The 14,360-nt window shown below is 35.2% G+C and carries 14 protein-coding genes; 3 read left to right on the plus strand and 11 right to left on the minus strand.

The window, feature by feature from the left end; all coding sequences use genetic code 11:
• Positions 1–12: 12 nt before the first annotated feature.
• The 11 genes from NiCM35_RS08260 to NiCM35_RS08310 all read right to left on the minus strand — a co-directional run bounded on the left by NiCM35_RS08260 (position 13) and on the right by NiCM35_RS08310 (position 11,058).
• The gene (locus tag NiCM35_RS08260; RefSeq protein WP_433779179.1) at positions 13–777 is read right to left on the minus strand and encodes a pilus assembly protein PilO; all 765 of its coding nucleotides are present in this window, start codon (positions 775–777) and stop codon (positions 13–15) included.
• Positions 774–1,424: a fimbrial assembly protein gene (locus NiCM35_RS08265; RefSeq protein ID WP_095331577.1), complete on the minus strand. Its 651-nt coding sequence runs from the start codon at positions 1,422–1,424 to the stop codon at positions 774–776. Before NiCM35_RS08265 ends, NiCM35_RS08260 begins: the two co-directional genes overlap by 4 nt.
• A gap of 2 nt (positions 1,425–1,426) precedes the next feature.
• The gene (gene pilM / locus NiCM35_RS08270) at positions 1,427–2,419 is read right to left on the minus strand and encodes a type IV pilus biogenesis protein PilM (RefSeq protein WP_123258046.1); all 993 of its coding nucleotides are present in this window, start codon (positions 2,417–2,419) and stop codon (positions 1,427–1,429) included.
• Between the two features lie 67 nt (positions 2,420–2,486).
• Positions 2,487–3,233, minus strand: a complete 747-nt coding sequence (locus tag NiCM35_RS08275; protein ID WP_171509824.1) for a prepilin peptidase — start codon at positions 3,231–3,233, stop codon at positions 2,487–2,489.
• A gap of 13 nt (positions 3,234–3,246) precedes the next feature.
• Positions 3,247–3,669, minus strand: a complete 423-nt coding sequence (locus NiCM35_RS08280) for a prepilin-type N-terminal cleavage/methylation domain-containing protein (RefSeq protein WP_095331571.1) — start codon at positions 3,667–3,669, stop codon at positions 3,247–3,249.
• Between the two features lie 104 nt (positions 3,670–3,773).
• Entirely contained in the window at positions 3,774–4,979 is a 1,206-nt protein-coding gene (locus tag NiCM35_RS08285) for a type II secretion system F family protein (RefSeq protein WP_095331569.1), read from the minus strand.
• 2 nt (positions 4,980–4,981) lie between these two features.
• On the minus strand, positions 4,982–6,022 hold the full coding sequence (locus tag NiCM35_RS08290) for a type IV pilus twitching motility protein PilT (protein WP_095331567.1): 1,041 nt from the start codon (positions 6,020–6,022) through the stop codon (positions 4,982–4,984).
• Between the two features lie 11 nt (positions 6,023–6,033).
• Positions 6,034–7,698 (minus strand): GspE/PulE family protein, encoded by a 1,665-nt coding sequence (locus NiCM35_RS08295; protein ID WP_123260787.1) that lies wholly within the window; start codon positions 7,696–7,698, stop codon positions 6,034–6,036.
• A 27-nt stretch (positions 7,699–7,725) separates the two neighbouring features.
• Entirely contained in the window at positions 7,726–9,078 is a 1,353-nt protein-coding gene (locus tag NiCM35_RS08300) for a G5 domain-containing protein (RefSeq protein ID WP_171509827.1), read from the minus strand.
• 19 nt (positions 9,079–9,097) lie between these two features.
• Positions 9,098–9,832, minus strand: a complete 735-nt coding sequence (locus tag NiCM35_RS08305; protein ID WP_095331561.1) for a PRC-barrel domain-containing protein — start codon at positions 9,830–9,832, stop codon at positions 9,098–9,100.
• A gap of 17 nt (positions 9,833–9,849) precedes the next feature.
• On the minus strand, positions 9,850–11,058 hold the full coding sequence (locus NiCM35_RS08310) for a hypothetical protein (protein WP_433779184.1): 1,209 nt from the start codon (positions 11,056–11,058) through the stop codon (positions 9,850–9,852).
• A 156-nt stretch (positions 11,059–11,214) separates the two neighbouring features.
• Here NiCM35_RS08310 and NiCM35_RS08315 point away from each other — a divergent pair, with 156 nt between their 5' ends.
• The 3 genes from NiCM35_RS08315 to NiCM35_RS08325 are packed head-to-tail and all read left to right on the plus strand — an operon-like array spanning position 11,215 to position 14,337.
• Positions 11,215–11,709 (plus strand): type IV pilus modification PilV family protein, encoded by a 495-nt coding sequence (locus NiCM35_RS08315; protein ID WP_095331557.1) that lies wholly within the window; start codon positions 11,215–11,217, stop codon positions 11,707–11,709.
• Positions 11,693–12,274 (plus strand): type II secretion system protein, encoded by a 582-nt coding sequence (locus NiCM35_RS08320; RefSeq protein ID WP_095331555.1) that lies wholly within the window; start codon positions 11,693–11,695, stop codon positions 12,272–12,274. The genes NiCM35_RS08315 and NiCM35_RS08320 overlap by 17 nt, the downstream gene beginning before the upstream one ends.
• 14 nt (positions 12,275–12,288) lie before the next feature.
• Positions 12,289–14,337 (plus strand): hypothetical protein, encoded by a 2,049-nt coding sequence (locus tag NiCM35_RS08325; RefSeq protein ID WP_095331554.1) that lies wholly within the window; start codon positions 12,289–12,291, stop codon positions 14,335–14,337.
• Positions 14,338–14,360: the final 23 nt, after the last annotated feature.

Genomic DNA, 14,360 nt, shown 5'->3' on the forward strand with positions numbered 1-14,360 from the left:
TTTTCAGTTCCTCTATTGATCTTTACTATTTTCTAATGTTCCAGTATCAAAAGGATTCTTTCGTTCAGATACCTTTGGTGGATCCAATTGCGGAAGATCCTCCATTAAATCAGTTAATGTCGGATAATAATATACAGACACTGTTAATTCAAAATCTATTTGTTGATCACTTTCTTCAACGGCGATGCTTTCTTTAGGTCCAGTAATATTTAAAGAATCAACGGTCATAATACGCTGAGAGGATTGGATTTTTTCTAAGAATTTTTCTAGTTCAAAATAAGTAGTTGCCTCTCCTATCATATTGATTGTTGTTTGATGGATACCACTTGGGAGGATGATTTCTTCTGTATTTTTCTTTTCATCTGTTTCCCTATTTTCTTGCTTGTTGGCATCATCGATTGCTTCATCTGCTGTAGAAACTTCTCCATCTGTAACATTTTCATCAACGTCAGATCCATTCACACTTATTTCTAGTATATTCGAATCAGAAATAATTTCTGCTTTTTCTATTTCAAGAAGCGCCTGTTCTAATAAGCGTTTAACCGGTACCTTTTTCTGCAACTCGATAGTATTCGTACTTGTTTCTGAACCAGTCGATTTTAGTTTGGATTCCAAAATATCCGCTTGCTGCTCTGTCATTTGCAGCTCCGTTTTTTTCATAGCTAGTTCATTATTTAAAGGCATTAAATAGAAATAATAACTATATATCGCTCCTAATGCGAGGAAAATAATGCTAAATGCAAACCATATCATTAGCTTATGATCGCTTAATTTCATGGGGAATCCTCCCCTTTTTCATTTTTGTCTTTTTGCTTTTCCATTTCATCTCGCAGCTTTGCTTTATTTAGGACAAATTCGTAGCTTGCAAAATAGCGAGGTTCCACTTCTGATTGTTTTAAAATATCAATGGCTTGATTTACTTGTTCGCTAATTTTATTTTCAAGTGCATCGGTTGATTTTCCTTCCGTCAAAAGCGCCTCGTCTATCCAGCTAATTTCAAGCAAAGAATTTAAATAATAGGCAGCATCACTTTTTGTATCAAACTGGACAATCATGTTTGTCTTATGGTCATCAGATACCTTTAGTTCCTGAATAAAACCTCTTTCCGGCAAGTTCTTTGTTAATTCCTGCAGAAAAAGAACATAATCCATTGATTGATTATTCGCCCAACTGATTGCTGATTCAAGGCTTTGGACAGACTGTGAACTTTTGTACCTCTCTAACTTCTGATTGTAAGTATCAACCAGATTAGTCGTCATTTTTAACGAGTTTTCTGTTGCCGTTAATTCAGCTTTTTTAGTCATATACTGCCAGATAAATAAGCCTATTAATAAAAAAGTAATCAAGAAAGCTAGGATAATCCAAAGCAATTGCGACTTTCTCTTTGGTTCTTTTTTAGGAAGGAGGTTAATTTCTACTAACATTTTTACACCTCTTTTAATCCTAAACCAATGTTTAAAAGGAAACTCGATGGTATAGGCTTATTAGAAACTGATTGGTTCACTTTTAATTCAAAAACAGGAATTTCAAAACGATTCACCATATTTTCAATAATGGCAGAAAGCCACGGATGATCACCTGTTACTACTAATTTTGTTACTAGTTTGTCACCCTTATTTAAAGTATAGCGATAGAAGCTCATCACTTTTTCTAATTCATTATAAACATCTTCAAGACCATTCCAAACTTCAGTATGATCGCCAGTAAATGTCAGCTTTTCTTGCAGTAGTAACTCATCTGTCGTAACGGTCCAGTGGTCTTCCTCCATCTCTTGTAATAAATGTCTCATCAATAAAGGATAATGTTCTTCAAAAATACTTGCGTTCACTGTTTTAATATCGATTTCAACTAACATGATAATGTCATTGTCTTCGACTTTTTCAGAGCGATAGAAATAGCGATATAGTGCTAACGCAGATATATCAGCAGATTGTGGCGATAATTTCGCCTCTTCTAATAAATCCGCATACTGGGCGACACTTTCTTCTGGTGAAGCAAATAAAATAATTTGCTGCTTATTTTTTTCTTTTGCTTTCAATAGATAATAATCAAATACAGGATCCTCGAATGGCAAATGAATCGATGTTCCAAGTTCCATATACAAGTACCCTTTAATTTCATCTTCGCTTACATCTTCCGGAATAGGGAGCTTTCGAATGACAATGGAGGAGTCAGGAACTAGAAAACGAACTTGTTTTTTTGATAGTTTCCATTCATCCACACATTCTTCTAAAATCCATAAAAAATTCTCGACATCTTGAATCACTCCATCATGAATTAATCCAGGCGGCAAATAGCGTTCTCCAAAATTTTGCACTACAGCATCTTGGGAATTCTTCATTTCCACAAATCGTATTACATGATCTTTTATGGTTAAGTTAACTACTTTATTTTTTCCAAAATTAAAATTTAATGCCATATTGAAAACTCCTTATTGTTACTAGATGGAGGAAGAAAAATTACTCCCCAAAAAAGGTATCAGCCTTTTAAAGAAAAATACTTAGATACCATTGGATAATCTGATTACCAAAATAATAGGTTATAAGAGTTCCTAAGGCTATGTACGGACCGAAAGGAATTGGTTGTTTCTTTTTTGATTTACCAATAGCCATTCCGATAATACCGCCAATTGTCCCTAGAAAGGTCGAAAGAAAAAGGGAGACAAGGACTAGCTTAGTCCCTAAAACAAAGCCAATTACCGCAAAAAGCTTTATATCTCCTCCCCCCATTCCTCCTTTTGATACAATCGCAATAACTAGAAGAAGCGTAAAACCAACCGCTGCCCCCAGCAAAGAACTCCACCACGGATGCAAAGGGAGAAAGAATCGTTCGATCATAAAAACAATCGAAAAAAACAACAGCACTTTATCTGGGATAATCATGTATTTTAAATCAGAAACAGTAATAATGATAAATAAGGAAATAAGTGTCCAGGAAACAAACAGCTCAGAACTCCAGCCAAGCAGAAGCGGACTAACGACAAAGAGAATACCTGTCAAAAGCTCAAATATAGGATAGAAGGGGGAAATCGATGCTTTACAGCATTTTGATTTCCCCCTTAATAATACATAGCTTAAAACTGGTACAAGTTCCATCGCTGATAACGTGCGTCCACAGCTTGAACAATGAGATCTCGGCCTAACAATCGATACATTTAATGGCACCCTTAAACCTACTACGTTATAGAATGAGCCAAGGGTTATGCCGTATAGGAAGATTAGTAGGTAGATCATGTTATTTTACTATTTACTTTACTACAACTGTAGTAGCATTTTTATCATTAATATTTTTTATGGAAGCACCTTTAAATTCAATAGTTTTTTTTCCTGCCTTAACAGGACCAGCAGTTAATTTAAATTCATTGTCTGTTACATCCACAGAAAATGAGGTGATTTCCAAGTTATTTACATAAGAACTATCAATTTGATCTTCAGTGATTTTACCTCCATCAATTTTTGAAACATCATTCGCAGCAGCATAATTCTTGGCAGCATTTAAAATAGTAATTGCATCTGCTCTAACTGCATCTTCTTTTGAATTTTGAATAATTCCTGAAATACTAGGAATCGCAATCGCTGCAATAATTCCCAAAATAACAATAACCGCTAATAACTCGATAAGTGTTAATCCTTTTTCATTTTTGATACGTTGCTTAATTAATTGACGCATATATCTTTCTCCTTAAAATTGGTATTTTTTGTTTTAAATCTATTACTATTATACTAGATTGTTAATTTTAATTATATCTTTTTTTTACTAGAATCCTCTAGAAATTATTGGACATGATTAAAAATCTCAAACATTGGTATTAGGATAGATGACACAATTGTCCCAACAATGCTTGCAAGAAAAACAATCATAATAGGCTCAATCAAGGACTTTAGTCGATCTGTTGCTGTATCGACTTCTTTTTCATAGAAGTCAGCTACCTTTGCAAGCATGTCATCTAATGATCCTGTTTCTTCCCCTATTGCTATCATCTGCGTCACAAGTGGCGGAAACACCCAATGGGCTTTCATTGGCACAGTTAATGACTGACCTTGTTCAAGCGCACCTCTTGATTGAACAAGGACTTTTGCCATTACTTCATTTTCAATAACTCTTTCGACAATCGAAATGGCCTGTAAGATGGGAACAGAGCTTGAAAATAGCGAACTAAGTGTGCGGGTCATTCTCGCAATCGCTGCTTTCTGCAGAATTTTTCCAAAAATCGGCACTCTTAATAGAAAATAATCGAGATAATACTTCGATGCTTTATTATTTCGTATAACCATGATGGCAATAATAAATGCGATCAGCAACAAAGATACTAGCCACCAAAATTTTTGCATAAAGCTGCTTGCCGATAGAACAAATTGTGTAATGGCAGGTAACTCACTATCAAAATCAGCAAACATATCCACAAACGTTGGTACAACACTCACCAATAAAAATATAACAACTATAAAAGCAATAACGGCAATCGCAATCGGATATGTTAAGGCTGAAATAATTTTTTGTTTTGTGTAATGCTGTTTTTCAAAATGATTGGCTAATCTTTCTAAAGTCTCATCCATACTCCCCGTAGCTTCTCCTGCGCGAATCATATTTACAAACATACTGGAGAAAACCTTTCTATGTTTCGCTGCTGCCGTGGATAAAGGATTCCCATCTTTTAAATCTTGTTCTACCACTAATAAAGCCTTCCGCAATGCCTTACTTTCTGTCTGCTCAGCAAGTATCGCAGTTGCATCCACTACTGATATACCTGCTTTTATCAGGGTAGCGAACTGGCGCAAATAAATGACAAAGTCTTGGAGCTTTACAGGACTGCCAAATGTAATTTCCTTTGTTAAAAGAGTTTCAGGAACTTCATTTATTTCTGTTATCTTAATCCCTTTTTCTTTTAACTGCACGATCGCTTCTCTTTTGGATGAAGCTGTTACTATCCCTTTTTTTGTTCCTTTTCGATCTCTTCCCGTATATTTATAGCGAGCCATATTTATTGCTCCTTTTCTTGTAGATAAGGAAGTGCAGCTTCTCTTAATACAGCACCAGCGTGAACTAATTCTTTTACATTGCTTTCCAATGTATGCATTCCAGCTGCTTTTGAGGTTTGCATAATATTTAATATCTGATGAATTTTTTCATTACGAATCAAATTGGCTACAGCTGAATTGTTCACAAGAATCTCTGTTGCTGAAACCCTTCCCGATTTATCTGGGGTTGGGAATAGGCGTTGAGCTACAATGCTTACTAAAACAGAAGCCAACTGGATTCGAATTTGATCCTGCTGCGTGGGTGGAAAAACGTCAATAATTCGGTTAATGGTTGCTGGAGCACTCGATGTATGGAGTGTTCCCAGTACCAAATGCCCCGTTTCCGCTGCTGTAATGGCTGTTTGAATTGTTTCTAAATCACGCATTTCTCCAACAAGAATCACATCTGGATCTTGGCGCAAAGATGCTCGTAAGCCATTGGCAAAATTATTGGTATCAAACCCAACTTCTCGTTGGTCAATAATACACTTGCCATGCTTATGCAAATACTCAATCGGATCCTCTAACGTGATAATATGCTTGCGCATAGTTTCGTTCATATAGGCAATCATCGCCGCTAATGTCGTTGATTTGCCACTGCCTGTCGGTCCTGTAATTAAAATAAGCCCCTGAGGCCTTTCAGCAATTTTCTTTATAATAGCAGGAAGCTTTAAATCATCTAGACTAGGGATCGATGTTGGTACAACTCGAATAGCTAAAGCAATGCATGCTCTTTGCTTATACACATTAACCCTAAATCTAGACACTCCTTTTAAACTGTATGAGAAATCAAGTTCACCACGATCTTGGAAGACTTCCCATAACTTCTCTGGAACCATTGTTCTTGCCATTATTTCTGTATCATTTGGTTCTAGATTATTTTTGCCATACCGCTTTAAATCTCCATTTATTCTCATAACAGGAGGAACACCAACTGTAAGATGAATATCTGATGCTTTTAATTCAAAGCCTACTCTCAATAAGTAATCAATACTATGGTTCAATAATGTCCCTCCTAATCAGGGATAGCTACTCTTAATACTTCTTCTGTAGTAGTAATTCCTTGCTTCACCTTTAATAATCCATCATCAATTAGGAAGATGGTTTTTGCTTTCATTGCAAGATCTCGTAATCTAGAAAAAGATTCGCCATTCATAATGACTTTTCTCATTTCCTCATTGATAACTAGCACTTCATGAATAGCTACTCTTCCTTTATAACCTGTCATATTACAAGAAGCACAACCTTTTCCTCTAACAACTTTTTCGATTGTTAGACCCCGTTTTGCGAAGATTTCTTTTTCTCTGACTGTTGCACTATGAACTTGTCCACAGTCTCTGCATACTTTACGAACAAGCCTCTGTGCTACAATTCCTGTTACAGATGAAGCCACTAAAAATGGTTCTACCCCCATGTCTAACAGTCTTGTAACAGAGCCTAGTGAATCATTTGTATGCAAGGTGCTTAAAACAAGGTGACCAGTTAAAGAAGCACGCACGGCTATCTCTGCTGTTTCTTTATCTCGTATCTCACCGACCATGATTACATTAGGATCCTGACGTAATATTGCCCGTAACCCTTTTGCAAATGTCATCCCTACATTCGTATTTACTTGAATTTGGTTAATTCCTTCTAATTGATACTCAACCGGATCCTCTACTGTAATAATATTGACTTCTTCACTGTTTAAACGGTTTAGCGCTGCATAGAGTGTGGAGGATTTACCAGATCCTGTAGGACCTGTAATAAGTATAATCCCTGTTGGTTTCTCAATAAGTTTTGTAAATCTAGCTAAATTCACTTTATTAAAACCTAGTTTATCTAAATCATTTAGTGTACTTCCAAGATCCAAAATTCGCATAACTACCTTTTCTCCAAAAATAGTTGGAAGTGTAGATACACGGAGATCAATGGGATGAAAGTCCAAATTGAACTTCATTCTTCCATCTTGCGGGATGCGGTGCTCTGTAATATCCAAGTTTGCCATAATCTTCAACCGTGCTATCAATACACTTTGCATATGTTTTGGCAAAATTCTTTCTATACGCAATACGCCATCAATCCGATAACGGATTACCACTTTTGTTTCTTGAGGGTCCACATGAATATCACTTGCCTTTAGGGTCGCAGCATTCGATAATATCTGATTGACTAAGCGGACAATCGGCGTATCTTGTTGTTCAACCATGCTGTCGCTCACATCTTCGCCAACTGCGCCATTATCAGATAGCAACTCTTCAAACCCTTCGTCCATATCATAATATTTATTGATTGCACGCAAAATATCATCTTTTGTCGCAATAGCTGTCTCGATTTGAAAACCAGTAGATAAGCGCAAATCATCTATGGTATAAAAATCCATTGGATCAGCCATTGCCACATATAACTTTTCGCCTTCTTTTTTTAGCGGAATAATTAACTGTCTTTTCGCTGTTTCCTTTGAAACGATCGTAAATAGCTTAGGATCAAAGGGATAGCGATACAAACTAACATGAGGAATACCTAATTGAAATTCTAATACCTCGATCAATTGTTGTTCTGTAATATAACCCTTTTGAAGCAGACTATCTCCAAGCCTTTGATCTGGATGCTTATCTTTAAGTGCTTGCTGCAATTGATTTTCTGTCAACAAGCCAGCCTCCACCAACAAATCTCCTAAACGCTTTCGTATTTGTTTCATTGCTTTAGCTCCTGATTTCTATACTTATTATTTTTCTATTTCTGCTTGTGGAGTCTCTTCCTTATTCTCTTTCAAATCCTGATTGTTTGATTCTGTCTGTGAAGGATTCACTGTCGTTTGATTGTTACTATCCTTCTCTTCCTCTTTGATGTTTTCTTCAGAATCTGAAGGATCATTTAAATCGGTTGAATCTTCGACATTATCTGTATCAATCACTGTTTCCTGTTCTTTTATTAATCCAGAAGCAACTACTTTATTGATTGGAGGATAAAAGTCTTCACTCATTAAATCTTTTTTCACTTCGACTCCATCTTCATTTTTGGCTAAACGATAGACTTTAATTAAAAGTCCATCTGTTCCTTCTGTGATGGTTCTATATTCATTAAACTCTAATAAAGAATCAAATTGGATGACCGTTTTTGGCTTAAATGCTTCCTGATTGGAGAGAACAACATCATATTTAAATAAAAACGGAACCCCGACTACCGAAGCATATAATTTATTGCCAGACATTTTGAATTGAAGCTGATAAGCAGCAGCATTAGGATTATAAAACCGGTAATCCATTTTTTTAGATTGATTGATTTTCGCTTCATATCCTAATGGAGCATAGTTAGGCAATTGATTACTTATAAACCGCTCAGTAATAGTAAAATTAGTTGCTAAGACTAGCTGATGAAAAGCTGTCGCAACCATACTTAAGGTGGTATCTGAATAGGAATCTGTCTGTTTTCCCATTATATCTAGCAACGAGACCGTCGCTTCTTGCCCCACTTCAATACTTGGAAATTGCTTTACCCATTTTGCAACATTTTTTTTGTTTTCCTGAACGTCTAATGTAGTATCTACTAAGATTACTTCTTCTTCCTTTTGGCTGACTAAATAATCTTGGAGCGCAAGTTCGTGATTTCCTTTGTCTAACTGGGAAGCTATCGCTATTAAAGAATCACTCCATTTATTGACGTAAAAAACATCTTCTTCTACGAGATAGGGAGATATTGAATAAAGTAATCCGATTAAATCATCTTGATTTAACGATACAATCAATGCATTGTCTGTGCCCTGATGGATCTTTTCTAAGCTTTCTTGGAATTGGAATGTAAATAAATCAGTAGCAAAGTCAATTGTTTTTTCTTTATAATTTAATTTAATGGAGACTGCCTGAATCCATTCTTCTTGAGAATCCTTCAATGCTTTTAAAGCTTCTTCTAAAGACATTCCAGAGATATCTATTCCACCCACAGTTGTACCCTCTTCATACACTTGCTTGGTCGAAAAAATCCTTTCATATGCCTTTACACCAAAATGCGAAAAACTAAAAATAAATGCAGTTGTAATGGCTATAGCTATAAATAGCTTTACAGCTTGAACGTTTTTCATGAAGTAATGACTCCTTTTGTTATGCATTCACACTCATGGATAAATCAATTACTACACTCGGTCCCGCGTTTTGCGCTTTCTCAATATCCTCTAGTGCTAATATCGAACCCTTTGCAACAATCAATTCACCATCTGCTGCATAAATATCTTTTGTTACTTGTTTATTTAGCAATAATTCTCTTTGTTTTTCTTTTAACCCATTAAGACCAGCTTCATTTTCTCGCTCCACTTCTTCTAACGCTTGAATTAAGTGGTCATTTGAAGATACAGCTTCTTCTTGAACAAAATTAGGTGTAGCTACTTCTTCTTTCACAATAATGATATCTTTTCCATAGGTGATAACAGCTTCGGATGAAATGACTGATTCTTGTTCCTCCAAAACAAGTCCAATGATTTCACCTGTCTCTTCATTCATTTGATACTCTGTTACTTTACCTACAAGATCCCCTTTTCTCGTAATAACATTTGTATCAATAATCGCGATTTTTTTGCTTGCCAGCTCACTAGCAATAGGAATCTGTGTTAAATCAATGATAGAGTTTGCACTTTCGATCGTTACAGCATATTCCCCTACACCAATCACCTTTTTAAAAGGGATTGCTTGAATACTCTCTTGCCATTCTTCTTGCTCTAATGTTAAAAAATCCACAAAACCTTTTTCTGGATTGATGATTAAAGACTGCACATTTCCTTCTTGTTGTCCGTTAGAAATGCTGATAATCGGTAAACCTTTAAACTGTGTGCTAATTTTCATAATCTATCTCCCCTATACTATCTATTCTTCAGATACTTTTCTTCCATAAATTTGATTTGTTCCAATACAATCGGTTGTTCCATAAATTTTTCCCTAAGTGAATATATTAAACTTTCTAATTTATCCTTTTCGTTATTTTGAAAATATGCATCGATTAACAAAGCAGAATAAGCAAAATATTCATTTAAAGGAATAGGCTTCTTCAAACACAGAGTTAATACAGTCTCAAATTCTTCCATATCCATGGAATTCTTCAACATTACTAATTGTGTTAAAGTATTGTTAATTATCTTATGAGCTAATCCCCTTACCACATTTTCGTGTTTGTCGTCATCTGATCCGATTTGATTTTCTTGGCTTTGATTCTGGGATACTTCTGCTTGTTCACCCAACATTTCAATCGCAGAAAACTCTTGCGATTCCTCTATATGTTCACTTATAGCAGTCATTTCTTCTGATAGGATTGTTTTTTCCTCTTCCGTTAAATCATTGTCTTCTATATTATTCCAGATCTGTTCCTGTTCCATCTTTTCCACTGACACTGCAACTTCAGCGTCCTCGTTAATAGAAAAAGAGATTTCCTCTATTTGATCCTCTTCGGCAATTTCCTCATTTGCTTCATTTCCAGTGGAAGGATCGTTTTCTTCCAGCATTTTTTCAATTTCAGCTAGATAGTTTGTCTCCGCTGGTTCTTTATCTATTTCTTTATCGATAACTTCTTCCTCTATGGAAAGTGAAAATTCTTCATCCAGTTCAACAACTTCTAACTGTTCCATCACATCAAGGTTTATGTCTATGCTCTCGACTGTTTCCTCCTGAATGATATCCTCTTCATTTGTTAAAATACCTTCTCGGTTTACCTCTGGGACATAGGTAATGATATCCCCTTCTTGTTTTACGTCACTCTGGGTAGTTTTTATAGGCTTTATTTCTCGTGGTTCTTGTCTCTTCTCTATAACAGATTCTTCTACTTCTTCTGGCATGACAAAAAGTACTGTTGACCAATTTTTCAACAAAAGATAGCTTGCACTAATAAGGAACAACAGCATGATTAAAATACTTTGCCAGAAAGAAAAGAGCTCCCTTGAAAGTAATCCGATAGCAGAAATACAAAACGCTAATCCGATAATAGTAAACTTCCCTTGATTCGAAAGTCCTAAAGGCAAGATATACAGAATAGGCACAACTAAAATCAAGGACAAAAGCGCCAAAATATATACACTCATTCAAACACCTCCTCTTTTTGAATCATTTCTCTAATCATACGACATTTTTTGTAAATTATCTAAAACTTTTGTATTATTTTTTTGGCATTTTCCATCCTATAATAGCTATTTAGTATTGTATAATAAGATTAGCATTTTTGAAAGCAGGGAAAAAACATGAAAATTTCAAAGCTGATATCTAGTTCCAAAGGATTAACGTTAATAGAGGTCTTATTGTCTCTTACTATCCTTAGTATAATCATTTTAGGTATAATGAACTTTTTTACTCAGGCTTATTCCTATACAAATCTTAATCAGAAAAAAACTGCTGGTATAAATGTTGCTAGAAATGCTTTGACATACATGGAACAAACTACCCAAGAAGACTCCTTTATCAGCATAAAAAATAGAATAGACCATAATAAGGAAGCAACAGGTGAGCTGTTCATCTGCAATAATGAGTATAAAGTAATCTGGAACAAAGATAATCAAGCTTCCTGTACACCTATTAAAATTAATAATATTGATTATCATGTAACCATTAAGCCTGTTTTAGATAAAAATTACAGCAATTTTTTCATTCCTTTAACGGTAACTGTTACATGGAATGTAAACAAAAAAGAGTACAATACTTCCATGGAGGGAGCCATCAAAAGTGAGGATCTTCGATGAAAAAGGGATAACACTATATGAACTATTGGCAACAATCACTATTCTTGCGATCGTATTGCCGGTCATCTATGGTGTCTTTCAGTCTGGGTTATCTTTATATAATAAAATTCAGATAGAAGGACAAATCCGCGACGATGCAGATTATGCCATTTCTATGATGATGAACTCCTTTAACAGTATCCCTTATGACTATGTGACGATAGAAGGTGATTCGAAAATCAGCTTCTATGATACAGAAAAGACTGTATTTGAAAAGAATACTAAAGAGAATTCTTCTTTTTATACTTATGAGAAAGAAAAAATAACACCAGAGAATGCAAAAGTAAGAAGTATTGAATTTGTTGATCAGCAGCTTAAAAGCGAAACGATTACTGCTGTTTCGATCAATAATCAAATTCTAGAGGGGAGCGGGGATTTTACTGGTTCTAAAATAAGGTTGTCCTGTAGTAAAACGGCCCAAGAAGATAAAAATCGTTGCCTTCATGGGTTAATCTATATCACTTTTGTCATTGATCAAGCACGATTAAATCGACCTTTAACTTTAGAAAGTCAATTTGGCTTTTAAGGAGAATACCATTTATGTTCAATTGGAATCAAAAAGGGAACGCCCTAATTACCGTATTATTAATTTCATTAGTTTTCACCACAATAGGTCTTGCAATTGTAGCATCTAGTATAAGCAGTACAAAAAGGGTAGAGACGAGAGAGTCAGATATCAGTATTACGTACGAGAGCAAAAAAGTACTCGAAGAAATAACGTACGAAATGGCTAATGCCTTACAATCCTTACCGTTAGATTATAAGCAGATCGATAACCAATATATCGTGAGTGATTCTTTTGATACACAGCTTGCATCCAATGTTATTATGCCAACATTAAATAAAATTTTAGCAAATCAACCGTATAATGAAGCGATTAGTTGTCTTAGTGTAGTGGATTTAAGCGCTGCTACTAAAGTAGAGATTCCCTCTCATAAAGCGTGCTCTAAAAATACTTACGATTCGGATAGCACTTATTCGATTGATCGAGGATTGGATTTCACCAGAGTGCTAGAAATTATTCTTGTAACCAATAACCCTAACGAAACAGAAGGAGCTATCACGAGAACTTTAAAGAAGCGAGTAATTTTATCTCCCCTTCCTAGCTTTTTGAAGTATGCGCTAGGATCTTATTCTGAACAGGATGATGAAGGACTATTTATTAACGGATCACCTAATGTTAATGGCAATATTTATGCAAATCAGCTTCAAATTAATGATCATGCGAAATACCAGCTAAAAAATGGAAGTAGACAAGAAAAATCATCTCTTCCCCCTTCTATTACCGGTAATATTTATAGTAGTTCTGCAAACTTATTACCAGTGCTGAAAGACAAGAATTTCTATAAAGGAGAAGTACCTTCTTTAAATCATGATAGTCAATTTATTAATATTGATTACAACCGTACTTTTATCCAACGAATGGATACTATGTTAAGAACAGATGATAATTTGAATAGTATAGCTATTGGAGATATAAGTGAAACAGCTAATTTTCCAAGTCTTCTTCAGCACAAAGTGGCTAGTATGGTGAACGATCAACCAAACAGTGCTGCCTTGATTGAAAATGTCCCAGAACAAGAAGCACCTTCTTCTGTATTAGGAGATTCTCTCAAACGACTCTCCAATAGTTTTCAGATTAAGAGTGACAATCATCCATTAGATTTCAAGAACAAAGTAAGCATCAATGGAGATACCGTTATTAACAGCAGCAATTATCCTATTACGTTCGACAAAGATTTGGTTGTTAACGGTGATTTATATTTAGTAAGCAACAACCAATTAAAGTTAGCGGATAATATTTATGTTTCGGGTGATTTACATCTAATCAATTTTGATGGTGAAATGGATTTACAAGGAAATCTATTTGTTGCAGGTGATTTAAATATCGAGTCTGCTGCTGACAATAAAAGTAATCCTCATAACGGTATCAGCATCAACGGAGATATTCTTACAGGGAAGTCTATCCATATCCGTCCTTTAAATACAACCATTTCTTTAAATAGCAATATGATCAGTCTAGATTCATTTACTATAAACGGAGATGAAAAAGGAGAAGAGTCTGGAGAAAATGATATAGTCAAAATTAACTCTGTTGTTTACACATTAAATGAAAGCTTCGTTTCCAACATTAATATTCTTGGCTTGCCATATATTGATAACAGAACAGGTGCCAATCAAGTGGGACAACTGATTTTATTAGCCAAGGAAAAACTGACGATTACAAGGATGAATGAATTTAATCATTTTCATCCAATGAAAGAAACTGGTTTTCCTTATCTTCCAGAGGAGGAGACAATCATCCAACCTTTAAAAGCTTTCTTTTACACGGAAAAAAACGCAGAATTATATGGTGTTGGTTCCCTGTTCTATATTAAAGGTGGCGTTTTTGCAAGAGATTCTCTCGAAATAAATGCAATTCGCGCCAACAGAGAGTTCTCTTCCATTTCTGATATCCCAAATTCAAGGGAAGGAATGCTTTCTCGATTTATCGTTGATTATGACCAAGATGTTTTATTAAGAGGAATAGATGCACTTCCTATAGTGGATCGACTACAAATAATACCGGATGACTTTGTGATTGAATAATTAGTAGTCAGTCTGATAGTGAT

Source organism: Niallia sp. M35, from assembly GCF_050971705.1.
In the GTDB taxonomy this organism is placed as follows: domain Bacteria; phylum Bacillota; class Bacilli; order Bacillales; family Cytobacillaceae; genus Niallia; species Niallia circulans_A.